Source organism: Kaistia sp. MMO-174 (genome assembly GCF_037147815.1).
Classification (GTDB): Bacteria; Pseudomonadota; Alphaproteobacteria; order Rhizobiales; family Kaistiaceae; genus Kaistia; species Kaistia nematophila.
The window spans coordinates 90,452-113,542 of sequence record NZ_JBBCUO010000003.1 but is presented as its reverse complement, the minus strand read 5'-3'; the positions used below and the strand labels follow the sequence as shown (position 1 = coordinate 113,542).

At 67.1% G+C, this 23,091-nt stretch carries 23 protein-coding genes and 1 pseudogene; 13 read left to right on the top strand and 11 right to left on the bottom strand.

The features are described 5' to 3' along the window. Nucleotides 1-73 precede the first annotated feature (73 nt). Nucleotides 74-1,321, top strand: coding sequence for an NAD(P)/FAD-dependent oxidoreductase (locus WFK98_RS12420; protein ID WP_336800423.1), 1,248 nt, complete (start codon nt 74-76; stop codon nt 1,319-1,321). Here the strand turns inward: WFK98_RS12420 and WFK98_RS12415 are convergent. From WFK98_RS12415 to WFK98_RS12385, 7 genes and pseudogenes are all read right to left on the bottom strand, one after another. After that, nucleotides 1,318-2,454, bottom strand: a complete 1,137-nt coding sequence (locus WFK98_RS12415; RefSeq protein WP_336800422.1) for a branched-chain amino acid ABC transporter substrate-binding protein — start codon at nt 2,452-2,454, stop codon at nt 1,318-1,320. The genes WFK98_RS12420 and WFK98_RS12415 overlap by 4 nt on opposite strands. A gap of 101 nt (nt 2,455-2,555) precedes the next feature. Continuing rightward, nucleotides 2,556-3,674 (bottom strand): branched-chain amino acid ABC transporter substrate-binding protein, encoded by a 1,119-nt coding sequence (locus WFK98_RS12410; protein WP_266338299.1) that lies wholly within the window; start codon nt 3,672-3,674, stop codon nt 2,556-2,558. Nucleotides 3,675-3,834: 160 nt separating this feature from the next. Continuing rightward, a complete protein-coding gene (locus WFK98_RS12405) occupies nt 3,835-4,179 on the bottom strand; it encodes a DUF6867 family protein (RefSeq protein WP_266338298.1) in 345 nt (114 codons plus the stop codon). A gap of 40 nt (nt 4,180-4,219) precedes the next feature. After that, nucleotides 4,220-4,957 (bottom strand): ABC transporter ATP-binding protein, encoded by a 738-nt coding sequence (locus WFK98_RS12400; protein WP_266338297.1) that lies wholly within the window; start codon nt 4,955-4,957, stop codon nt 4,220-4,222. A 5-nt stretch (nt 4,958-4,962) separates the two neighbouring features. Beyond that, nucleotides 4,963-5,853 (bottom strand): annotated as a pseudogene (locus WFK98_RS12395) (ABC transporter ATP-binding protein); the annotation flags it as partial. Continuing rightward, the gene (gene livM, locus WFK98_RS12390) at nt 5,853-7,232 is read right to left on the bottom strand and encodes a high-affinity branched-chain amino acid ABC transporter permease LivM (RefSeq protein ID WP_336800421.1); all 1,380 of its coding nucleotides are present in this window, start codon (nt 7,230-7,232) and stop codon (nt 5,853-5,855) included. The gene livM and the pseudogene WFK98_RS12395, both read right to left, overlap by 1 nt. Before the next feature lies 1 nt (nt 7,233). After that, the gene (locus WFK98_RS12385) at nt 7,234-8,151 is read right to left on the bottom strand and encodes a branched-chain amino acid ABC transporter permease (protein ID WP_266338294.1); all 918 of its coding nucleotides are present in this window, start codon (nt 8,149-8,151) and stop codon (nt 7,234-7,236) included. A gap of 273 nt (nt 8,152-8,424) precedes the next feature. Between WFK98_RS12385 and WFK98_RS12380 the strand changes: the two genes are divergently transcribed. Further along, nucleotides 8,425-8,922, top strand: coding sequence for a flavin reductase family protein (locus WFK98_RS12380; RefSeq protein ID WP_266338293.1), 498 nt, complete (start codon nt 8,425-8,427; stop codon nt 8,920-8,922). 167 nt (nt 8,923-9,089) lie between these two features. Here WFK98_RS12380 and WFK98_RS12375 read toward each other — a convergent pair whose 3' ends face one another. Beyond that, nucleotides 9,090-10,394 (bottom strand): MFS transporter, encoded by a 1,305-nt coding sequence (locus WFK98_RS12375; RefSeq protein ID WP_266338292.1) that lies wholly within the window; start codon nt 10,392-10,394, stop codon nt 9,090-9,092. 140 nt (nt 10,395-10,534) lie between these two features. Beyond that, nucleotides 10,535-11,371 (bottom strand): uracil-DNA glycosylase, encoded by an 837-nt coding sequence (locus WFK98_RS12370; RefSeq protein WP_336800420.1) that lies wholly within the window; start codon nt 11,369-11,371, stop codon nt 10,535-10,537. A gap of 100 nt (nt 11,372-11,471) precedes the next feature. On the opposite strand from WFK98_RS12370, the gene WFK98_RS12365 reads away from it, so the two are divergent. From WFK98_RS12365 to WFK98_RS12355, 3 genes are all read left to right on the top strand, one after another. Continuing rightward, nucleotides 11,472-12,776 (top strand): PQQ-dependent sugar dehydrogenase, encoded by a 1,305-nt coding sequence (locus WFK98_RS12365; protein WP_336800419.1) that lies wholly within the window; start codon nt 11,472-11,474, stop codon nt 12,774-12,776. 179 nt (nt 12,777-12,955) lie between these two features. Beyond that, a complete protein-coding gene (locus tag WFK98_RS12360) occupies nt 12,956-14,617 on the top strand; it encodes an electron transfer flavoprotein-ubiquinone oxidoreductase (RefSeq protein WP_336800418.1) in 1,662 nt (553 codons plus the stop codon). A 108-nt stretch (nt 14,618-14,725) separates the two neighbouring features. Further along, nucleotides 14,726-15,139: a DoxX family protein gene (locus WFK98_RS12355; RefSeq protein ID WP_336800417.1), complete on the top strand. Its 414-nt coding sequence runs from the start codon at nt 14,726-14,728 to the stop codon at nt 15,137-15,139. Here the strand turns inward: WFK98_RS12355 and pcaD are convergent, their stop codons facing one another. Then, nucleotides 15,140-15,925 carry a 3-oxoadipate enol-lactonase gene (pcaD, locus tag WFK98_RS12350; protein ID WP_266338288.1) on the bottom strand — a complete coding sequence of 262 codons (786 nt, stop codon included), beginning with the start codon at nt 15,923-15,925 and terminating at the stop codon, nt 15,140-15,142. Nucleotides 15,926-16,094: 169 nt separating this feature from the next. On the opposite strand from pcaD, the gene WFK98_RS12345 reads away from it, so the two are divergent. The 6 genes from WFK98_RS12345 (at nt 16,095) to WFK98_RS12320 (ending at nt 20,318) form a co-directional block, all read left to right on the top strand. Next, nucleotides 16,095-17,009: an AAA family ATPase gene (locus WFK98_RS12345; protein WP_336800416.1), complete on the top strand. Its 915-nt coding sequence runs from the start codon at nt 16,095-16,097 to the stop codon at nt 17,007-17,009. Next, a complete protein-coding gene (locus WFK98_RS12340; protein WP_336800415.1) occupies nt 17,006-18,223 on the top strand; it encodes a vWA domain-containing protein in 1,218 nt (405 codons plus the stop codon). The genes WFK98_RS12345 and WFK98_RS12340 overlap by 4 nt, the downstream gene beginning before the upstream one ends. Before the next feature lie 12 nt (nt 18,224-18,235). After that, nucleotides 18,236-18,577: an XdhC family protein gene (locus WFK98_RS12335; RefSeq protein WP_266338285.1), complete on the top strand. Its 342-nt coding sequence runs from the start codon at nt 18,236-18,238 to the stop codon at nt 18,575-18,577. Then, nucleotides 18,578-19,285, top strand: a complete 708-nt coding sequence (locus WFK98_RS12330; protein WP_336800414.1) for an XdhC family protein — start codon at nt 18,578-18,580, stop codon at nt 19,283-19,285. Further along, the gene (locus tag WFK98_RS12325) at nt 19,282-19,893 is read left to right on the top strand and encodes a nucleotidyltransferase family protein (protein ID WP_336800413.1); all 612 of its coding nucleotides are present in this window, start codon (nt 19,282-19,284) and stop codon (nt 19,891-19,893) included. The genes WFK98_RS12330 and WFK98_RS12325 overlap by 4 nt, the downstream gene beginning before the upstream one ends. 155 nt (nt 19,894-20,048) lie before the next feature. Continuing rightward, nucleotides 20,049-20,318, top strand: coding sequence for an usg protein (locus tag WFK98_RS12320; protein WP_336800784.1), 270 nt, complete (start codon nt 20,049-20,051; stop codon nt 20,316-20,318). A 52-nt stretch (nt 20,319-20,370) separates the two neighbouring features. On the opposite strand, the gene WFK98_RS12315 is transcribed toward WFK98_RS12320, so the two are convergent. Beyond that, nucleotides 20,371-21,114, bottom strand: a complete 744-nt coding sequence (locus tag WFK98_RS12315; protein ID WP_336800412.1) for a peptidase — start codon at nt 21,112-21,114, stop codon at nt 20,371-20,373. 391 nt (nt 21,115-21,505) lie between these two features. Here WFK98_RS12315 and WFK98_RS12310 point away from each other — a divergent pair, with 391 nt between their 5' ends. After that, complete coding sequence (locus WFK98_RS12310) at nt 21,506-21,991, top strand: VOC family protein (RefSeq protein ID WP_266338281.1); 486 nt, start codon at nt 21,506-21,508, stop codon at nt 21,989-21,991. A gap of 96 nt (nt 21,992-22,087) precedes the next feature. Beyond that, nucleotides 22,088-23,077 (top strand): potassium channel beta subunit family protein, encoded by a 990-nt coding sequence (locus WFK98_RS12305; protein ID WP_266338654.1) that lies wholly within the window; start codon nt 22,088-22,090, stop codon nt 23,075-23,077. Nucleotides 23,078-23,091: the final 14 nt, after the last annotated feature.

Genomic DNA, 23,091 nt, shown 5'->3' with positions numbered 1-23,091 from the left:
GCCCGCCCGGCTCCGGACAGGCAAACTCACGCCAGCGAAGGAAAGGACGAAAGCGATTCCCGGCGACAAGGCGATGGAACGGTTCGATGCGATCGTGCTCGGCGCAGGCATTGTCGGCGTCTCGGCCGCGCTCAACCTGCAGAAGCGCAACCGCACCGTCGCGCTGATCGACCGGCGCGATCCTGGCGAGGCGACCTCCTATGGCAATGCCGGCGTCATCGAGCGCGAGGGCTTCTATCCGATCGTCTTTCCGCGCCAGTTCGGCGCGCTGTGGAAGTATGGCCGCAACGAGGAAACCGCGCTCCACTACAACAAGCGCTTCCTGCCGAAGATTGCGCCCTGGCTGCTGAAGCTTCGCGCCGAATCGGCGCCGCGCGCCATCGATGCCTATGCCGAGGCGATGAACCCGATCCTCGCCCATGCCGCGAGCGAGCATGGCGTTCTGGCCGGCAAGGGCAGGGCGGTCGAGTTCTTCCGCGGCACCGGCTGGATCAAGGGCTATCGCAGCATCGCCGGCTTCGAGGCCGACACCAAGGCGCATCTCGCCCTCGCGAAGCGCTTCGGCGTGCGTTACGAGATCCTGGACAATCACGAGATTACCGATCTCGAGCCTGACCTCGCGCCGGTGTTCGCCCGCGCCGTGTTCTGGCCGGATACGGTCTCGGTGGCGAGCCCCGGCGGCGTTACCAAGGCCTATGCGCGGCTGTTCGAGGCGATGGGCGGCACCTTCGCGCATGGCGACGCGCTGTCGCTGCGGCGCGAGAACGATCTCTGGGTCGTCGACATGGGCGAGCGCAAGGCGGCGGCGCCGGATGTCGTCGTCGCGCTCGGCCCGTGGGCGATGGATGTGCTGAAGCCGCTCGGCTACCGCTATCCGCTTGCCGTCAAGCGCGGCTATCACCTGCATTTCAAGCCGCGCGGCGACGCCGTGCTGGAGCGCCCGGTCGTCGATGTCGCGCATGGCTACGCGCTGACGCCGATGCGGCAGGGCTACCGGATCACCTCGGGCATCGAGTTCGACGACCGCGACGCGCCGCCGACGCCGGTGCAGATCGAGAAGATCCTGCCGCAGGTCCGGGCGCTGTTCCCGCTCGGCGAACCGATCGAGGCGGAGCCGTGGATGGGGGCGCGGCCCTGCCTGCCGGATTCGATGCCGATCGTCGGCCCGGCGCCGCGCCATCCCGGCCTCTGGCTCGATTTCGGCCATGGTCATCTCGGCTTCACGCTCGGCCCGGCCACCGGCCGGCTGCTCGCCGAACTGATCACCCGCGAGATGCCCTTCGTCGACCCGGCCCCGTTCAGCCCGACGCGTTTCCGCTAGGGCGTCGTCTCGGAGACGAGCAGACCGTCCTGCCAGCGATAGACGGCGAAGCCGGGGATCTGGGCGTCGCCCTTGCCGTCGAAGGCGATCGCGCCGAGCACCGTCGGCGTGGTGGCGCCGGCGATCGTCGCGGCGAGACCCTCGCCATCGGCCGATCCGCCCGTCCGCCTCGCCTCGGCCCAGAGCTGCACGGCGGCATAGGCGGGCAGGACGTAGCCCTGCGGTTCGACGCCTGCGGTGCGAAGCGCGGCGCTGACGTCCTGCGCGGAGGGCGCCTGACGCCAGTCGGTGAAGAAGGTCAGGAGCGTGCCGTTGGCGGCGTCGCCGGCCGCGCCGGTGAATTCGCTGGTGGCGAGCGAGTCGCCGCCCATGACGGCCGCCTGCGAGCCTCTGGCGCGCAGCGCCTTCAGGATCAGCGCGATGTCGCCGGGATCGCCGCCGATGAAGACCACGTCGATCGCGTCGGCGACAAGGCGGTCGGCGAGAGCGTTGTATTCCTTGGCGCCGGGGTCGAACGTGTCGAGGCGGGCTTCGCGCTTGCCGGCAGCGTTCATGGCGAGCCGCGTCGCCTCGGCCAGCGGCTTGCCATAGGGCGAGCCGTCGTTGAGCACGGCGATGCGCTTGCCGCCAAAGCGCTCGGCCAGGAAGGTTCCGGCGGCTGGCGCCTGCGCGTCGTCGCGGGCGGCGAGGCGGAAGAGCGTCGGCCCGCCGCGCTCGTCGGTATAGCGGTTGGCGGTGACCGCCGGCGTGATCGCGAGGAGCTTGTTGGCGGCATAGACGGCGCCGGCGGCGATTGCCGTCTCGGCGCAGACATGGCCGACCACCAGCGCATCGCCACGGCCGACGGCGCGGTTGGCGGCGGCGACGGCGGCGTCGGCCTTGCAGGCGTCATCCTCGATGTCGACGCTGATCCGTTCACCATGGATGCCGCCGCGCGCATTGAGCGCGTCGACCGCCGTCTCGACGCCGGATCGGATCTGCTTGCCGAGCGCCTGGTAGGGGCCGGTCATCGGCCCGACCGCCAGGATGCGGATGTCGGCGATGGCCGGGCCGGCCGCCACGACGGCGAAAAGGACGAGAGAGCAGGCAAGACGGGCGGGCAGGCGGTCGGACAGGCAGTTGGCGCGGAACATCGGTCGTCCTTTTCGGGGCATGGGGCGATCATGCCCGGCGGCGGACCAAAAGAAAACGCCCGCGTCGGGAGACGCGGGCGCTTCGCATTCAGGCGGCGCGATCAGAGCTGCTTGTAGTCCAGCTTGCCGTCGGCATCCTTGACCCAGGAGTAGACGACGTAGTCGGCGGTGGTGCGGTCGCCCTTCTTGTCGAAGGAGAGCGGGCCGAGAACCGTCTTCCACGGGCCGCCCGTCTTCACCACTTCCGCGACCTTCTGCGGGTCGGTCGTGCCGGCCTTCTCGATCGCCTGGGCGATGATCTGGACGGCTGCGTAGGAGTAGAGCGTGTAGGCTTCCGGCTCGAAGCCCGAAGCGCGGAAGCGGTCGACTACTTCCTTGGCGTCGGGGTTCAGGCGCGGATCGGGACCGAAGGTCATCAGCGTGCCGTCGGCGGCCGGGCCGGCGATCGCAGCGAATTCGCGGTCGGTGATGCCGTCGCCGGAGAAGAGCACGGCCTTCAGGCCCTGCTCGGCAGCCTGGCGCACGATGAGGCCGGCTTCCTGGTGCAGGCCGCCGTAATAGATGACCTCGACGCCGGCCGACTTCATCTTGGAGATGAGGGCCGAGAAGTCCTTGTCGCCGACATTGATGCCTTCATACAGGACCTCGGTGACACCGCCGGCATTGGCGGCCTTCTTGGTCTCGTCGGCAAGGCCCTGACCATACGGGGTCTTGTCGTGGATGATGGCGATCTTCTTGTCCTTCAGGTGGTCGACGATGTACTTGCCGGCCACTGCGCCCTGCTGGTCGTCACGACCGCAGGTGCGGAAGGTGTTCCAGAGATCGCGCTCGGTGAATTTCGGGTTGGTCGAGGCCGGCGAGATCTGGAAGACGCCGTTTTCGGCATAGACTTCCGAGGCCGGGATCGAGACGCCGGAGTTGAAGTGGCCGACGACGTAGGTCACGCCGTCGCCGACGAACTTGTTGGCGACGGAGACGCCCTGCTTCGGATCGGACACGTCGTCGCCGAGCGACAGGACCAGCTTGTTGCCGTTGATGCCGCCGGCGGCGTTGATGTCGGCGACGGCCTGCTCGGTACCCTTCTGGATCTGGGCGCCGAAGGCGGCGTTCGGACCGGTCAGCGGGCCTGCGGCGGCAATCTTGATGTCGTCGGCATGGGCCAGTCCGGCCAGCGTCAAGCCCGCGGCGAACGCCAGGCTCGAGAGGATGCTCTTCTTCATTCAAAGTCTCCCGTTGGATCTGGAAGGTGGGCTTTCGCCCTTTCGGCGGATGACGGGTCGCCTTGATCGGTTATCTTGCCGATTTCATTGAGGCTGTCATCCGGATTCTGGATTCAGTCTTGCATCAACCTTTCGACGTTGTTGGACCTTGGGAACAGGCTCACAAACTCCGCCACGAAAGCGGGCCGGACTTTGCGTAAAGCCAGTAGTATTGCGACACCATCTGATTGGTGCGGGTATAGCGATAGGCGATCGAGCCGACGGCCAGCACGAAGATGGCGTCGACGATCCAGTAATGCAGTGACAGCAGCGTCGCCTGGAACAGCGAGAAATGGATGAAGCGGACGCCGAACGACAGCACCAGCAGGTAGAACAGCAGCATCGGATAGGGCCGCCAGGTCAGGGCGCAGGCGCGCCCCGTCATCCAGGCGCCGGCGCCGCCGAGGATGATGGTGACGAAGATGAAGGTCACCATCGAGGCTTCTTCATAGAGGATGCCCGACATCAGGAATGCTCACTCTCAGCGGAACGGGACTGGAAGCGGGTCAATGCGCACCGCCTTCCAGATAGGCGGCGCGGATCTCCGGCTTCTGCAACAGCTCCTTGCCGGTTCCCGACATGGTGACGACGCCGTTCACGAGCACATAGCCGCGATGGGCGAGTTTCAGCGCGTGATAGGCGTTCTGTTCGACCAGGAAGACGGTGAGGCCCTCCGTCCGGTTCAGTTCGCCGATGACGTCGAAGATCTGCTTGACGATCAGCGGCGCGAGGCCGAGCGACGGCTCGTCGAGCATCAGGAGCTTCGGCCGCGCCATCAGCGCGCGGGCGATCGCCAGCATCTGCTGCTCGCCGCCCGAAAGCGTACCGCCGCGCTGGCCGATGCGCTCCTTCAGGCGCGGGAACAGCGTGAACATCCGCTCCACGTCCTCGTCGAAATGGGCGAGCTTGTCGAGGGCTGCGCCCATCTGCAGGTTTTCGAGCACGGTCATGCGCGGGAAGATGCGGCGTCCTTCCGGCGACTGGGCGATCCGGAGCCGCGCGATCTCGTGCGTCGGCAGTTCGGTGATGTCGCGGCCCTCGAAGAAGATCCTGCCTTCCCGGGCGCGCGGGTTGCCGCAGATCGTCATCATCAGCGTCGACTTGCCGGCGCCATTGGCGCCGATCAGCGTGACGATCTCGCCCTGGTGGACGTCGACGTCGACGCCCTTCAGCGCGATGATCTTGCCGTAATAGGTCTTGGCGCCCTGCACGGACAGCAGCGGCGCCCCGTTCTGACCGGTCATGTCGCCGCCCCTTCGATGATTTCGTCCAGCTTCTCCTCGACTACCTCGATCTCCTCGTCGTCCACGCCGAGATAGGCGGCGATGACGCGCGGATCGTTGCGCACCTCGGTGGGCGTGCCGTCGGCGATCTTGGTGCCGTATTCGAGCACGATGACGTGGTCGGAGATTTCCATGACCACGGACATGTCGTGCTCGATCAGCAGGATCGAGGTTTTCTCGGTCTCGCGGATGCCGAGCAGCAGGGCGTTCAGTTCGGCCGATTCACGAGGGTTGAGGCCGGCGGCGGGTTCGTCGAGGCAGAGCAGTTCCGGCTCGGTGCACATGGCGCGGGCGATCTCGAGCCGGCGCTGGGCGCCATAGGGGAGGTCGCCGGCCGGGTCATCGGCGCGGAGCGTCAGGCCGGTCTTTTCCAGCCAGTACTTGGCTTTCTCGACCGCCTTTTTCTCGGCATTGCGGTAGCCCGGCAGGCCGAGCACGCCGAGAATGGTCATGCCGGAAGCGGTCATCAGCGTGTTGTGCTGCGCCACCAGCAGGTTCTCCAAAACGGTCATGCCGGAGAACAGGCGGATGTTCTGGAACGTGCGCGCGACCCTGGCCTTGGCCGAGATCTTGAAGTCGGGCATCCGCTCCAGCAGGAAGGTCGTGCCGGCGGCGTGCTCGAGCCGCAGCATTCCCTGCGTCGGCTTGTAGAAGCCGGTGATGCAGTTGAACACCGTGGTCTTGCCGGCGCCGTTCGGGCCGATCAGCGCGGTGATGTCGCCGCGCCCGACGCTGAAGGAGAGGTCGTTGACCGCGATCAGGCCGCCGAAGCGCATGAAGACATGCTCGACCTTCAGGACCGGGTTCTGTTCCCAGGGCAGCAAGGCCGGGCTGGACATGGAGAGGGCTTCCGACATCAGCCATGGCCCTCCTTCACGAGGGCGCCGGAGATCGACTTCTTCTCCGCCAGGAAGATCGTCGGTTCGCGCGACGATACGAAGCCGCGCGGCTTCCAGATCATGATGCCGACCATGGCGAGGCCGAAGATCAGCATGCGGAACTGGTCGGGGTTGAAGTTGTCGCCGAACACCGTCTTCAGGAAGTCGAGTTCGCGCAGCACCTCGGTGCCGCCGATCATGGCGACGGCGGCGAGTGCCACGCCCACCATCGAGCCCATGCCGCCGAGCACGACGATCGCCACGATGATCGCCGATTCCATGAAGGTGAAGGATTCCGGGCTGACGAAGCCCTGGCGGGCGGCGAAGAAGGAGCCCGCGAAGCCGGCGAACATGGCGCCGAGTGCGAAGGCGGTCAGCTTGGTGTTGGTGGTGTTGATGCCGAGCGAGCGGCAGGCGATTTCGTCCTCGCGCAGCGCTTCCCAGGCGCGCCCGACCGGCAGCTTGCGCAGGCGGATGGTGACGAAGGCGGTCAAGAGCGCCAGCAGCAGGATCAGGTAGTAGAGGAATATCTTGTAATAGGCCGACGAGATCGGCAGGTCGAACATCTTGGCGAAGCCGGTCGGCGACGCGTCGAACTTGATGCCGAACAGCGTGACCTTCGGGATGGAACTGATGCCCGAGGAACCATTGGTGAGGTCGCGCCAGTTGATCAGCACCAGGCGGATGATCTCGCCGAAGGCGAGCGTCACGATGGCGAGATAGTCGCCCCTGAGGCGCAGCACCGGGAAGCCCAGCATGATGCCCCAGAGCGCGGCGAAGATGCCGGCCATCGGCAGCAGGATCCAGAACGAGAAGCCGAAATGGGTCGACAGCAGCGCGTAGGAATAGGCGCCGACCGCATAGAAGGCGACATAGCCGAGGTCGAGCAGGCCGGCGAGGCCGACGACGATGTTCAGGCCCCATCCGAGCATCACGTAGATCAGGATCTGAATGCCGAAATTGTCGACCCATTTCAGCGAGCCCTGGAAGCCGAGCAGGCTGACGATGATCGCCGGATAGAGGAACAGGAAGACGAGCGAAGCGGGCGCGAACCAGCGCGAAACCGCCTGCCGCAGCGGCGACGGCGTGTCGGAGGCGGGCGCCGCGCGCTCCTTGCGCGCGGCCATTGCCGGCCAGACCAGCGTCAGCAGCAGGAAGCGGCCGACGACGATGACGGCGATGACGGAGGCGAGCAGCCCCCAGCGACCCTGCACCACCAGTTCGTTGCGGATGTTCTGCTCGGTCCTGAGCCCGACCAGCGGCCCGAACAGACCGAGGGCGATGAGGCCGGACAACAGGGCGTCCTTCACGGCCGCGGAGAAATCCGGGCCATGTTGTTTCGGGGTAGCTTCAGCCATGTCACACCTTCTCGACTTCGGGGCGTCCGAGGAGGCCTTGCGGCATGAAGATCAGCACGATGGCGAGGATCGAGAAGGCGGCCACGTCCTTGTAGTCGATCGAGAAATAGCCGGACCAGAAGGTCTCGATCAGACCGATCAGCAGGCCGCCGATGACGGCGCCGGGCAGCGAACCGATGCCGCCGAGCACGGCAGCGGTGAACGCCTTCACGCCCGGCACGAAGCCGTCCGAGAAGTTGACGACGCCGTAATAGGACAGGAACAGCGTGCCGGCGACGGCGGCGAGCGCGGCGCCCATCACGAAGGTCAGCGAGATGGTGCGGTCGACATTGACGCCGAGCAGCGCCGCCATCTTGCGATCCTGCTCGCAGGCGCGCTGGGCGCGGCCGAGCGAGGTCTTCTGGACGAGATACCAGAAGCCGGCCAGCAGCACGGCCGTGGTCACCCAGATGAGGATCTGCTTGTAAGAGAGCGTGACGGCGAAGTTATTCGAGTTCATCACCTCGATGCCGCCGCTCAGGATCGGCGGGATCGGCTTGTTGCGCGGGCCCTGGGCGACCTGCACGAAGTTGGAGAGGACGATCGACATGCCGATGGCCGAGATCAGCGGCGCCAGGCGGAACGAGCCGCGCAGCGGACGATAGGCGACCCGCTCGATCGCCCAGCTCATCAGGCTGGTCAGCACCATGGCGATCACCATCACGATGATCAGCGCCAATATCATTGACGTCATGCCAAGTACTGTCGTCAGGACCAGCAGGAAGATCAGCGCAATGAACGCCGATGTCATGAATACGTCGCCATGGGCGAAATTGACCATTCCGATGATGCCGAACACCATCGTGTATCCAATCGCAATCAGGCCGTAGATTGACCCAAGCGTGATCCCATTGATCAATTGTTGTAGGAATACGTCCATCTCATGGATCCCCGCATGCAGCTTAGTTCTTTTTGTTCCCGGAGGTCCGTGCCCGTAGGCCAGCCTCTCATTTATCCCTCGATTAGGTACACGAACCGAACAAAACAACAAGCCATACCGAACACTTCGCTGACGCTGGGGTAACTGATAAGTCGACCTTATAAGTAGGTGGCCCGATTTTTATCCTGCTTCGTAGCGGGCGGCTTGTCGGCGTCGGCCCGACCCGGTACCACCAGAGGTGACGATGCTTCGAGGATTGGGATAGAAACAGGCATGGATACGCTCACGGATCTGGTCGATCCGGCAATGTTCCGCGAGGCGATGAGTCGCCTTGTCGCTCCGGTCCATGTGGTGACGACGACCGGGGCAGGCGGTTCGTGCGGCCTGACGGCCTCGGCCGTGACCTCGGTTTCGGACCGGCCGCCGATCGTGCTGGTCTGCGTCAACCGGAAGAGCCTGACCAACGCCGCTTTCAAGCAGAACGGCATCTTCTGCATCAACACGCTGGAAGGCAGCCAGCAGGGCCTGGCCGAGGCCTTCGCCGGCCGCACCGGCCTTTCCATGCCGGAGCGCTTCGCGCTCGGCTCCTGGGTGACGCTGGCGACCGGCGCGCCAGTGCTCGAATCCGCGCGCGCGAGCTTCGACTGCCGCCTCTCGGAAGTGGTCGAGCAGGGCTCCCATTCGGTGCTGTTCGGCGTCGTCGAGGCGGTGCGCGTCGGCCCGCATGACAGCGCGCTGGTGTATCTCGACCGCACCTATCACCGCGTCTGAGGCGGCAGGCATCCAGTCAGCAAGACCCTCACCGAACCTTCTCCCGCGAGCGGGAGAGGGCTTTTGGGGCGTCCGCTTCGTTCATTCGGTCGGTGTGGCCGAAGCCTGAAGACGAGGCTCGACGCGCTCCCTCGCCCGCTTGCGGGAAAGGGGCGGTGTGAGGGGCCTCAGATCGTCGGCGTCGTGGCCGGTGCCGGGAGGGGCGCCGTGGCGGGCGCGACCGTCTGGGCCGGCTTGCCGTCCTCGGCGCGCGGGTCGAGGGCGATCGTCTCCGGCGTCGCGTTCTTCAGCGGCGGCATCGACTGGAACGCGTCGCGCGGCACGTCGCGCGGGGCCGGACGCCGCGACATGCGGAAGGCGGTGTAGCCGATCAGCACCACGTGGATCACCGAGAAGAAGGTGAAGAGGCCGGCCGGGCCAAGATGCGTCATGGCGAGCGCGCCGATGATCGGGCCGATCATGGTGCCGAAGCCCGACATCAGCAGCAGGCCGCTCGCGACCTTCACGAAATCGTCCGGCGCGGCATAGTCGTTGGCATGCGCCACGGCGAGGCCGTACATCGGATAGATCATGCCGCCGAACAGCGCGATCATCACGATGATGACGGTCGGCTGGGTCGGGCTGACGAAGGCGATGGCAAGGCTCATCACGATCGCCGCCGCGGCGACGCCGATCAGCACGAGGCGGCGGTCGATCTTGTCGGAGAGCTTGCCGAGCGGCACCTGCGTGATGGCGCCGCCGAGCACGGCCGCGCTCATGAAGAAGGCGATGACGGCCGTCGGCAGGCCGATCTTCTGGCCATAGACGGCGCCGAGCGTTCCGAACGCGCCGTTGACGAGGCCGATCAGGAAGCAGCCGACCGCCGACACGGGCGAATTGCGGAACAGGCTGCGCAGGTCGATCTTCGTCGTCTTCAGCGGGCGCGGCGTCTGCGCCGTCGACAGCGCCGAGGGCAGGATCGCCAGGCTGTAGAAGATGGCGCCCAGCACGAAGAAGAAGAAGCCTTCGGCAGGCGCGGTGGCGAGCAGAAGCTGGCCGGCCGTCGATGCGGCGAAATTCACCATCTGGTAGACGGAGAAGATGGTGCCGCGGTTCTCGCGGGTGGCGCGCTCGTTCAGCCAGCTTTCGACGATCATCTGGGCCCCGGCGAAGCAGAAGCCGGAAAAGGCGCGCAGCCCGATCCAGGCCCAGGGCGAGATGATCAGCAGGTTGAGCAGGATGACGACGCCGGCGATCGAGGCCATGACGCCATAGGCGCGGACATGGCCCACCCGGCGCACGATGCGCGGCACGACGATGCAGCCCAGCACGAAGCCGACGGCCCAGCCCGTGCCGATCAGGCCCAGTTCCGTGGTCGAGAACCCTTCGATCGCCCCGCGGATCGGGAGGAGCAGGCCATGGATGCCGCCTGCGATCAGGAGAAGTGCCGACCCGATGAGGAGCGCGGCGACGGGAATGAGCTGGGATGCCATCTGGACCGGGGGCGCCGAATGCGGCCGAATTGAATCGATTGTGGTGCTGCGGCTTTGTCGACCGCTCGCATGTCCAAATGATGGCACTTTGTGGTGAATATTGAGTTTACGGCATGAAAAACTAGCGATCCGCCAGATCTTTACGCGTTTTTCTCATCGAGCGCAGCCCGAAGCGCCAGAAGATCGCGCCAGACCAGCCGCTTCTGCAGCGGTTGCAGAAGCAGATAGGACGGATGAAGGGTTGCCATTGCCCGGATCCGCCGCCGGCCGGTGTCGTAGGGGAACCACTGGCCGCGAATGCGAAGCAGCCCCTCCGTCGTCGGCAGCAACTCCTTGGCCGCCATCGGGCCGAGGCAGATCAGGTAGTCGGGATCGACCAGCTCGATCTGGCGGTCGAGGAACGGGCGGCAGACCGCCGTCTCCTGCGGCGTCGGCGCGCGATTGCCCGGCGGCCGCCACGGCACGATGTTTGCGAGATGCACCTCGGCGCGCGAAAGGCCGATCGCCGCCAGCATGCGGTCGACGAGCGGACCGGCCGCGCCGCTGAAGGGCTCGCCCTGCAGGTCCTCGTCGCGGCCAGGCGGGTCTCCGACCAGAACGACCCGGGCATTCGGATTGCCCTGCGCGAAGACCAGGGATTTCGCCGTCGTCTTCAACGCGCAGCCTTCGAAGCGGCCGAGGGCGTCGCGGAGCGCTTCCAGCGTCGGGGCGCTCGCGGCCGCCTCGCGCGCGGCCAGAACCTCGGCCTCGGGCGTGCGCGCGGTGGCGATCGGCAGTGATGGCTGCGCACGCGGCGCGGCGTCGAAGACGGGCGGCATCGGCCGCTGGATCGGCTCCGGCGCGATTTCCTCGGCGGCGCGGGCGACCAGCCGGTTGACAGCCTCCTCCTCGATCGCCACGTCGACATCATTGGCGACGTACCAATCCAATAGCGCCGCCAGCGCTTCGGGGGACGGAGGTTGCAACTCGGAAGCCATCATATCGTTCTTGAGTAGGCGCAACGGGCGCCCGTGTCGAGCGTCTAAGTCGCCCCGGTGGCGCTCGCGCACCTTAGCATCATTCAGGGAGATTTCGCCGTTGATCGCACGCCTGCTGGCCGCCGCCCTCATCCTGCTTCCCGCCACGGCGCTGGCGCAGGCGCCATCGACATTTGGCGACTGGCGCGCCGACCGGCCGGGCGGGACGCATCGGATCGAGCCCGGCGACCTGCCGCCGCCTCATGCGACGGAATCGGTGGCGACCCAGCCCGATACGGTGGCGCGGCCGAAGGGCCGGTTGCCCCGCGTGCCGGCCGGCTTCGTGGCGGAGCTGGTGGCGGAAGGGCTCAGGACTCCGCGTGTCCTGCGCACCGCGCCGAACGGCGACATCTTCCTGGCCGAGAGCGGCGCCGGCCAGGTGCGCGTGCTCGCCGAGGGCGGCGATGCCGCGCCGGCCGTCTTCGCCAAGGGGCTCGACCGTCCCTATGGCATCGCTTTTTATCCCGCCGGTCCCGATCCACGCTTCGTCTATGTCGCCGAGACGGACCAGGTCGTGCGGTTCCCCTATGCCGCCGGCGACCGGCAGGCGCTGGGCAAGGCCGAGATCGTCGTTCGCGGCCTGCCCAAGGGCGGCTCGCACTGGACGCGCGACATCGCCTTCTCGCCGGACGGCAAGCAGCTCTTCATCTCGGTCGGCTCGGCCTCGAATGCCGGCGAGCGGATGGGCGAGAAAAGCGCCGAGGCGATCCGGGCCTGGGAAGGCGAGCATGGTCTCGGCGCTGCCTGGGGGGCGGAGGCGGGCAGGGCCGCCGTGCTCGTCGCCGACCCGGACGGTGGCAATCTCCGCACGTTCGCCGCCGGCATCCGCAATTGCTCCGGCCTCGCCATCGCGCCGGCGACGGGCGAGCCCTGGTGCGTCACCAATGAGCGCGACGGGCTCGGCGACAACCTGCCGCCCGACTACGCGACCTCCGTCAAGGCCGGCGCCTTCTACGGCTGGCCCTGGTTCTATATCGGCGCCAACCCGGATCCGCGCCATGACGGCGCCCGCGCCGACCTTAGGGATCGGGTCACGGTGCCCGACGTGCTGCTGCAGCCGCATTCGGCGCCGCTCGGCATCGCCTTCTATGAGGGCGACGCATTCCCGGCCGAATATCGCGGCGATGCCTTCGTCACGCTGCACGGCTCCTGGAACCGTGGCAAGCCGACCGGCTACAAGGTCGTACGTCTACCGATGCAGGACGGTCGGCCGACCGGCGCGTATCAGGACTTCATGACCGGCTTCATCCTCTCCGACCATGAGCTTTGGGGCCGTCCGGTCGGCGTCACGGTCGGCGGGGACGGCGCCCTCTATGTTTCCGAGGATGCGAGCGGAACGGTCTGGCGGGTTCGGGCGGCGAAATAATTCGCCGTCATTCGGGCCCGTCGTTCCGTTGCGCGGCCCATGCGGCACCTTCGCGCCGGATCCGCATCATGTTGATGCGCGATGCTCATCAAGTCCTTCGCATCACTATATTTTCGCCATTGCCTGAGGATTGTTGCTCTTCTAAAGAGGACCCAACAATCAGAACCGGATGGGCACGCATGGCTACCTCGGTAGAGCTTCCCGATCGCGAAGCGATGGAATTTGACGTTGTGATCGTGGGCGCGGGTCCTGCCGGGCTCGCGGCAGCCATCCGGTTGAAGCAGCGCGATCCCGACATCTCGGTCGTCGTCGTCGAGAAGGGCTCCGAGGTGGGGGCGCACATCCTGTCCGGCGCCGTGCTGGATCCAATCGCGCTCGACAGGCTGCTGCCGGAATGGCGGCAGGAGGACGACACGCCGCTGAAGACGCCCGTGAGGGAGGACCAGTTCCTGTTTCTCGGGCCGGCCGGCTCGGTGCGGCTGCCGAACATCGTGATGCCGCCGCTGATGTCGAACCACGGCAACTACATCGTCTCGCTCGGCAATGTTTGCCGCTGGATGGCGGCGAAGGCCGAAGCGCTCGGCGTCGAAATCTATCCGGGTTTCGCCGCCGCCGAGCTGCTGTTCGACGAGAATGGCGCGGTGGCGGGCGTCGCCACCGGCGACATGGGCGTCGGCCGCGACGGCGAGCCCGGCCCGAACTACCAGCGCGGCATGGAGCTGCGCGGCAAGTACACGCTGATCGGCGAGGGTGCCCGTGGCTCGCTCGCCAAGCAGCTGATCGGATCCTTCGGCCTGGCGGAGGGCCGCGAGCCGCAGAAATACGGCATCGGTATAAAGGAGCTCTGGCAGGTCGATCCGAAGCTGCACAAGCCCGGCCTGGTGCAGCATTCGTTCGGCTGGCCACTCGGCGGCTCGACCGGCGGCGGCTCGTTCCTCTACCATCTCGAGGACAATCAGGTCGTCGTCGGCTTCGTGGTGCACCTGAACTACGAGAATCCCTATCTGTCGCCGTTCGAGGAATTCCAGCGCTTCAAGACGCACCCGACGATTTCCCCCGTCTTCGCCGGGGGGAAACGCATCTCCTATGGCGCGCGCGCGATCACCGAGGGCGGCTACCAGTCGGTGCCGAAGCTGGTCTTCCCGGGTGGCGCGCTGATCGGCTGCTCGGCCGGCTTCGTCAACGTGCCGCGCATCAAGGGCAGCCACAATGCCATGCTGTCGGGCATGGAGGCGGCAGACAACGTCGCCGACGCGCTGGCGGCCGGCCGCGCGCATGACGAGATCCTCGGCTACGAGCAGAACTGGCGCGCCGGTCCGATCGGTCGCGACCTGAAGCGGGTGCGCAACGTCAAGCCGCTGTGGTCGAAGCTCGGCACCTATCTCGGCATCGCGCTCGGCGGCATCGACATGTGGGCCAACACGCTCGGCTTCACGCTGTTCGGCACGCTGAAGCACGGCAAGCCGGATTTCGCCGCGACCAAGCCGGCGGCATCCTGCAGGAAGATCGAATATCCGAAGCCGGATGGCGTCTTGACGTTCGACCGGCTGTCCTCGGTGTTCCTGTCGAACACCAACCATGAGGAAGACCAGCCGGTGCATCTGAAGGTGCTGGACGCGGCGCTGCAGAAGACGTCCGAGCACGACGTCTATGCCGGCCCGTCGACGCGCTATTGCCCGGCCGGCGTCTATGAATGGGTCGAGGACGGGGACGGCCCGCGCTTCGTGATCAACGCGCAGAACTGCGTCCACTGCAAGACCTGCGACATCAAGGATCCGAACCAGAACATCAACTGGACGACGCCCGAGGGTGCCGGCGGTCCGAACTATCCGAACATGTGAACTGTGATCACGTTCGCGTGATCACAAGTTTATCCGCAGTCCCCGATTCTGTGTCTCCGTGTTCTAGGCGCGATATCCCTGCCGTGTTAGCAGGGGCGTACTGATCACATGGAGACAATCGTAGTGCTATTTGAGAAGATTTCTAAGTTTCAACCCCATACGCTGGGGTTGTTGCGTATCGTTTCTTCGCTGATCTTCATGGCGCACGGAACGCAGAAGATTCTCGGTTTCCCGGCTTCGGATAAAGCCCCGGCGATGTTCAGTCTTTCATGGACGGCCGGTATGCTGGAACTGTTCGGTGGCTTCCTGCTGCTGATCGGCCTGTTCTCGCGTCCGGTTGCCTTCGTGCTGTCGGGCCTGATGGCCTTCGCCTATTGGCTCGCCCACGCTCCGCGCAGCGTCTATCCGGTGCTGAATGGCGGCGACGCCGCCATCCTCTACTGCTTCATCTTCCTGTATCTCGTCTTCGCCGGTCCTGGCCGCTGGAGCGTCGATGCGCTCCTGAAGCGCGAGCGCGCCTGATCAGGCGCGCAGGAAATCGAGCACGACGCGGTTGAACGCCTCGGGCTGCTCGACATTGCAAAGATGGGCGGCGTTCTGGATGACCTCCATCCGGGCGCCGTCGATATCCGCCACCCATTCGCGCGCCTTGGCCGGCTGGACGCTGGCGTCGTGATCGGCGCAGACGACGAGGGTCGGCGACTGGATCAGCTCGAGGTCGTCGCGCAGGTCCATTTCCCCCAGTGCCTCGCAGCAGGCGGCGTAGCCTTCGGCCGGCGTGCCGAGGATCATCTCGCGGATGCGCGCCACCACCTGGGGCGCGCCGGCGCGAAAGCCTTCGCGGAACCAGCGACCGATGACGGAATCGACCAGCGCCGTCAGGCCCTCGTTGCGGGCCGTCTTGGCCCGGCCTTCCCACATGTCGCGCGGCGGCAGATGCGGCGCCGAGGCGCAGATCACCAGTTTGTCGACATAGTCCGGCTTGTTGGCCGCGAGCCAGGCGCCGACCATGCCCCCCTTGGACAGCCCGACGATATGGGCGCTCTCGACCCCGACCGCGTCGAGCACGCTGCGCGCGTCGCGGCCGAGCCGATCGATCGTGTAGGGCGTGTCGGGGACGTCCGAGCCGCCATGGCCGCGGTCGTCGAAGCGGATCACGCGAAAATGTTCGCGGAAGGCAGGGAGCTGGTCGTTCCACATGCCGAGATTCGTGCCGAGCGCATTGGCGAGAAGAAGCGCCGGCTTGCCATTGTCCGGATCGGCCTCGACATTCAGTCGGATGCCGTCGTCCATAGCGATCAGTGGCATAAGATACCCCGTCGAACTTGCCAGCCGGCCGGATCGGCCCGCATGATGGCCACAGGCCCCTGACAAGGGCGTTGCTGGCATCAGCCTAGCGAATGCGAGCGATCCGGCCAAGAGTCTGGTTCATGTCCGCGCCAGGCCGGCAGGTTGTTCCGGGTTGCAGGGAGTTGCGATGTCCGACCGGCCGTTCCCCGCTTCGATCGAGGCCACCGAGGCGCTGCTCGCCGAGGGCGGCTATGTCGCCGACCGGGCGCTGGCGACGGTGCTGTTCCTGTCGCTGCGGCTGAACCGGCCGCTGTTCCTCGAGGGCGAGGCGGGCGTCGGCAAGACGGAGATCGCCAAGGTGCTGGCCGAGCGGCTCGGCCGCCGGCTGATCCGCCTGCAATGCTATGAGGGGCTCGACGTCGCCTCGGCCGTCTATGAATGGAACTATGCCGCGCAGATGGTCGAGATCCGCGCCGCCGAGGCGGCTGGCGGCGTTGACCGGGAGCGGCTGGTCGACGACGTCTTTTCCGAGCGCTTCCTGATCCGCCGCCCGCTGCTGCAGGCGCTCGATGCGGGGCCCGGCGGGGCGCCGGTGCTCCTGATCGACGAGCTCGACCGGGCCGACGAGGCGTTCGAGGCCTATCTGCTCGAGGTGCTGGCCGACAGCCAGGTGACCGTGCCGGAACTCGGCACCATCCACGCCGCCGAGCCGCCGATCGTCGTGGTTACCACCAACCGGACGCGCGAGATCCACGACGCGCTGAAGCGGCGCTGCCTTTACCACTGGGTCGATTATCCCGACAGCGCGCGCGAGCTCAGGATCCTGCGCGCCAAGGTGCCGGGCGCGGGCGAAAGCCTGTCGCGCCAGGTGGTCGCCTTCGTGCAGTCGTTGCGCCGCGAAGGGCTGTTCAAGAGCCCGGGCCTCGCCGAGACGCTCGACTGGGCGGCGGCTCTCTCCGAGCTTGACCAGGTGGCGCTGGAGCCGGGAATGGTCACCGACACGCTGGGCGTCCTGCTCAAATACCAGGACGATATCGCCCGGCTGGACGAAGACCGCGTGCGGGCGCTGGTCGCGGCGGCACGGGAGGAGGCGGCGGCATGACGGCGACGCCCGCCCTTCTCGACGATCGTCCGCCTCCGGGTGGCGGCAGGCTCGACGAGAACATCCTGCAGTTCGGCCGGCTGCTGCGCCGGGCCGGCGTGCCGGTCGGGCCGGCGGCGATCGCCGATGCGCTCCGCGCCGCCGAGATCGTCGGTCCCGCCGCGCGCGACGACTTCTACTGGGCGCTGCACGCCACGCTTCTGAGCCGGCGCGAGCAGCGGCCGGTGTTCGACGAGGCGTTCCGCCAGTTCTGGCGAAGCGGCCGTCTGCGTGCACCGGTCTTCGTCGATCGGCCGCCCGGCCAGGCGTCGCCGGCGCAGGCCGCCGCGGCCGCCCGTGTGACGCAGGCGATGCTCGGCGATCGCGCGCCCGAGGCTCACGATGATCCGGGTCCCGAGCGCGAGCGTCTCGCCGTTTCGGCGGAGGAGCGGCTGCAAAAGCGCGACTTCGCCCAGATGAGCGCCGCGGAGCTCGCCGACGCGGAGGCGGCGATCGGCCGGCTGACGCTTGCCGGCGACCGGCAGCCGAAGCACCGCCTGGTTTCGGCCGCGCGCGGCCGGATCGATCCGCGCCGGACGCTGCGGTTCGCGTTGCGAAATGGCGGCGAGCTGATCCTGCCCGCCTTTCGCCGGCACGCGACCGCGTTGCCGCCCGTCGTCGCGCTCTGTGACATCTCCGGTTCGATGAGCCGCTACAGCCGCATCCTGCTGCATTTCCTGCACGCGCTCGGCGCGACGCGGCGGGTCGACGCCTTCCTGTTCGGCACCCGGCTCACCAACGTCTCGCGCCCGTTGCGGCTGAAGGACCCGGACGCGGCGCTCGCCGCCTGCGCGGCGGCGGTGGAGGACTGGTCGGGCGGCACGAGGATCGCGCCGACGCTTCGCGCCTTCAACCGGCTGTGGTCGCGGCGGGTGCTGGGGCAGGGGGCCATCGTGCTGCTGGTGACCGACGGACTGGAGCGCGACGGCGGCGACGATCTCGCAGCCGAGATGGAGCGGCTGCATCGCGCCAGCCGGCGGCTGATCTGGCTCAATCCGCTGCTGCGCTTCGATGGCTTCGAGGCGAAGGCGCGCGGCATCCGCGCCATGCTCCCCCATGTCGACGAGCTTCGCGCCGTGCATTCGCTGGAGGCGGTGGCCGATCTCGTCCACGCGCTCCACTTCGGGCCGGCGGTCGGTGCCGCCGATCCCCGTCGCGTTCTCGCCGTGGCCTGAGGAGGGTTGATCATGTCCGCTGAACGACCGCTTGGCCTGGGGGACGCCGACGTGCTCGGCACCGCCGAGGCGTGGATCCGGGCCGGCCGCACCGTGGCGCTGGCGACGGTGGTCGAGACCTGGGGCTCGGCGCCGCGCCCCGCGGGCAGCCATCTCGTCATCGACGCCGACGGCCATTTCGAGGGCTCCGTCTCCGGCGGCTGTGTCGAGGGCGCCGTCATCGGCGAGGCGATCGAGGTGATCGCCTCGGGCGAGCCGCGCCTGCTCGAATATGGCGTTGCCGACGAGACGGCCTGGCGTGTCGGCCTCTCCTGCGGCGGCCGCATCCGCATCTATGTCGAGAAGGTGGTGTGAATGGATCGCTTCACGCTGCAAGGGCTGAACGAGGCGCGCGGGCAGAGGCAGGCCGCGATCCTGATCACCAATCTTGCCTCGGGCCTCGTCCGTCTGGTGCGCGAGAACGATCTCGGCCTCGACCTTATGATCGAGCCGGCGCTTGGCGAGATCCTGCCGCAACGCTTTCGCTCCGCCCATTCCGGCCTGGTCCGCACGGCGGAGGGCGACGAGTTCTTCCTGACCGTGTATGTGCCGCCGCCGCGCCTCGTCGTCATCGGCGCGGTGCATATCGCGCAGGCGCTGGCGCCGATGGCCCGCATCGCCGGCTTCGACGTGACGATCATCGATCCGCGCACCGCCTTCGCCACACCGGAGCGCTTCGCCGGCATCGCGCTGATGCCGCATTGGCCGGAGGAGGCGTTGCGGCGCCTGCCGCTCGACCCGTTCACGGCCGTGGCGGCGCTGACGCACGACCCGAAGATCGACGATATGCCGCTCCAGGCGGCGCTGGCGGCGAACTGCTTCTATGTCGGCGCGCTCGGCAGCCGCAAGACCCATGCGAAGCGCGTCGAAAGGCTTACGGCGGCCGGGCTGGAGGAGGCGGACGTCGCGCGCATCCGCGCGCCGATCGGGCTCGCCATCGGCGCGCAATCGCCGGCGGAGATCGCCGTCTCGGTGCTGGCGGAAATCGTGGACGCGCTGCGCAAGCGTGGCGTGGCGGCGTGACGCGCGCCGGGCCGGCGATCGCGGCGCTGGTGCTGGCGGCGGGGCAGGGCCGGCGCATGGGCGGGCCGAACAAGCTGCTGGCGGAGATCGGCGGCCGCAGCCTGGTGCGGATCGTCGCCGACGCCGCGCTCGCCAGCCGCGCCGCCTCGGTGACGGTCGTGACCGGCCATCAGCGCGAGGCTGTCGAGCAGGCACTCGCCGGCGCCGGCGTGCGCTTCATCGACAATCCCGACCATGCCGCGGGGTTGTCGACATCGCTGCGGCGGGGTGTCGCCAGCCTCGGCGACGACCCGGACGGGGTAGTCGTCCTGCTCGCGGACATGCCCGGGATCACGGGCGCCATTCTCGATCGCCTGATCTCCGCGTTCGACCCGGCGGCGCCGGAATGCATCGTCGTGCCGACCCATGGCGGCAGGCGCGGCAATCCCGTGCTCTGGTCGCGCGGGTTCTTTCCGGCGCTGCAGGCGATCGAAGGCGACATGGGCGCCCGCCAGCTGATCGGCGCGCATGCCGGCGCCGTCGTCGAGGTGGAAATCGGTCCCGAGGTGGCGCTCGACATCGACACGCCGGAAGCGCTCGACGCGGCGGGCGGGCGCCTGCCCGGATAGGCGCGGGCCTGTGTCGCACCCGGTGGCAGCACTCAGGCGTCTATGCTGCTAACCTTTTGATGTAAATGATGAATCGTTGATTTTTCCATTGAAACGACTCGGAGCAGGAGGGAGCATGGGCAAGTCCTCGTGAGGGACTGCCGATGCAAGATGAGGTGCCCATGCCGTCATCCCTGCTGCGCCAGCTTTCGGGTTATGGCCTGACGACTGCCCACATCCTCTACCGCCTGCCGGACCATCCGGCCCTGCTGCAGACCTTCGTCTGGCAGGAATACGACCTCGCCCCGGAATTCCCGGAGCTGACCGGCTTCCTCGACTTCTGGCGGCGCGAGATCGATGGCCCGCTTCATTCGGTGCGCGTGGCCCATCAGAGGCTGATCGGGCCGGCCGAATGCCGGATCGCCACCGAATTCGCGCTGCACTGACGCCGCGGCCGTACCCGCTCAGCCCGCGTCCAGCGATCCCGGCGCGGGTCCCTCAGGGCTTGTCGTAGGGAGGGTTGGGGATCGCCTGGTGGGCGGCGCGCAGCGCGGCCGACCAGCGCTCGCGCAGGCTGGCGAAATACTCGTCGCCGTCATCGACGCGGCGGGAGATCTCGAACCGCAGGTCGTCGCGGCGGATCGCGGCGATGTCGATCGGCATCCCGACTCCGAGATTGGAGCGCAGCGTCGAATCCATTGAGACGAGGCCGAGCTTCAGCGCCTCGTAGAGCGCGGTGTCGCTGGTGACGGCGCGGTCGAGGATCGGCTTGCCGTATTTGTGCTCGCCGATCTGCAGGTAGGGCGTGTCGGTCGTCGCCTCGATGAAATTGCCGGCCGGATAGATCATGAACAGGCGCAGCCGCCCGCCCTTGACCTGGCCGCCGAGCAGCATGGTGACGTCGAAGCTCGCGGCCTGCTGCTCCATCGACGGGCCATGGATGCGATAGACCTCGCGGATGGCCCGGCCGACGAACTGCGCCACCTTGAACATGGAAGGGATGGTATGGATGGTCTCGATCCGCCCGGTTTCCGGATTTTCGAGGCCTTCGGTCAGGATGTTCAGGACGGATTGGCTGACGGCGAGATTGCCGGCGGTCGCGACCGCGATCGCCCGCTCGCCCTCGGTCTGGTAGAGGTGCAGCTTCCGGAACGTCGCGATGTTGTCGAGACCGGCATTCGTGCGCGTATCGGCCAGCATGACCAGTCCGTCGCGCACCAGGATTCCAACGCAATAAGTCATAGACTCTTCGTCCTGCCCGCCCCGGCCGCTCTTTTAGAGCCGCAGAATTGAGGTGCAAGCGAAAATGCGGGCCTCGCGGGGCTTGTCGCACAGCTTGCAGCGGCACCCGGCCCGCGGCGAAGGCCGGCGTCGGTCGCCATCATAGTCCAATCCACGGGTGACCCGGCTTGTCGAAACCGTGACCGGCCCGCGCGAGGGCGGCGGGGAACGCAAGGGCGGGCATGGCGTTTTCCTTCTTTGGTCGCGGCGCGGGACCGGCCCGGGGGGCGTCCCGGCATCCTGCAATTCCGGATCTGTTCCTTGCCGCGACGGCACCGACATCGCCGTGACGCCGTGGTGGCCCGGATGGGGGCATTCGGGCCGTCACGGTTGCAGCAAGGAGGGCAAAACCATGCAGAAGATCACGCCGTTCCTATGGTTCGACAATCAGGTCGAAGAGGCGATCATCTTCTATGTCTCGATCTTCAAGAATGCCAAGGTGGGCAAGGTCGCCCGCTTCGGCGATGCCGGGCCGGGGCCGAAGGGCGGCGTGATGGCGGCGACGTTCCAGCTGGAGGGCATGGAGTTCACCGCCCTCAATGGCGGTCCGCGCTACCAGTTCAACGAGGCGATCTCCTTCGTGGTCAAATGCGAGGAGCAGGACGAGATCGACGAATACTGGGAGCGGCTCTCCGAGGGCGGCTCGACGGGGCGCTGCGGCTGGCTCAAGGACAAGTTCGGCATTTCCTGGCAGATCGTGCCAAGCATCCTGGCGCCGATGCTGGTCGATCCCGAGCCGCAGAAGACGCAGCGCGTCACCGAGGCCTACCTGCAGATGACGAAGATCGACATCGCCGAACTGCGGCGGGCCTATGAGGGGCAGGCCGTCGCGTCCTGAGCCCTTGGCGGGCGGAGTAGCGCGCCGGAAGCAAGTGGACTAGCCTGCCGCGCGCGGCGCACGCCGCAGCCTAATTCAACAATGATCGGATGGATGATGCAGTACCGCCGTTTGGGCAAGTCCGGCCTGCAGGTCAGCGAGTTTTCGCTCGGTTCCTGGGTGACGTTCGGCAAGCAGGTCGACCAGCGCGACGCGCTCGACATCATGACGCTCGCCTATGATCGCGGAATCAACTTCTTCGACAATGCCGAGGGCTACGAGGCCGGCGTCTCCGAGACGCTGATGGGCGAGGCGCTGGCCAAGCTCGCCTGGAGCCGCGATTCCTACATCGTCTCCAGCAAGGTGTTCTGGGGCGGCTCGAAGCCGACGCAGCGCGGCCTGTCGCGCAAGCATGTCACCGATGCCTGCCACGCGGCGCTGAAGCGCCTGCAGGTCGAATATCTCGACCTCTATTTCTGCCACCGACCCGACATCGATACCCCGATCGAGGAAACCGTCCGCGCCATGCACGACCTCGTGCAGCAGGGCAAGGTGCTCTACTGGGGCACTTCGGAATGGACGGCGCAGCAGCTGACCGAGGCCTGGGCCGTCGCCAAGGACCTCAGGATCACGCCGCCGACCATGGAGCAGCCGCAGTACAATCTGTTCGAGCGCGAGAAGGTCGAGGGCGATTATCGCCCGCTCTACGATTTGATGGGCCTCGGCACGACGATCTGGTCCCCGCTCGCCTCCGGCATTCTCACCGGCAAGTACAACAAGGGCATTCCGGCCGGCAGCCGCCTCGACCTGCCGGGCTATGAGTGGCTGAAGGAGATCTGGCAGGGCGAGAAGGGCAAGCAGCGCATCGCCCAGGTCGAGAAGCTGGCGGCGCTGGCGGAGGAGATCGGCCTGCCGATCCACCACATGGCGCTGCTCTGGTGCCTCGCCAACAAGAACGTCTCGACGGTCATCCTCGGCGCCTCGAAGAAGAGCCAGCTCGAGGACAACCTCGCCGCCCTCGACAGCCGCGAGAAGCTGACTCAGGACGTGCTTGACCGGATCGACGCCATCCTCGGCAACAAGCCGGCGGCGCCCGCCCGCTACTGAGCGCTGACGCGCCT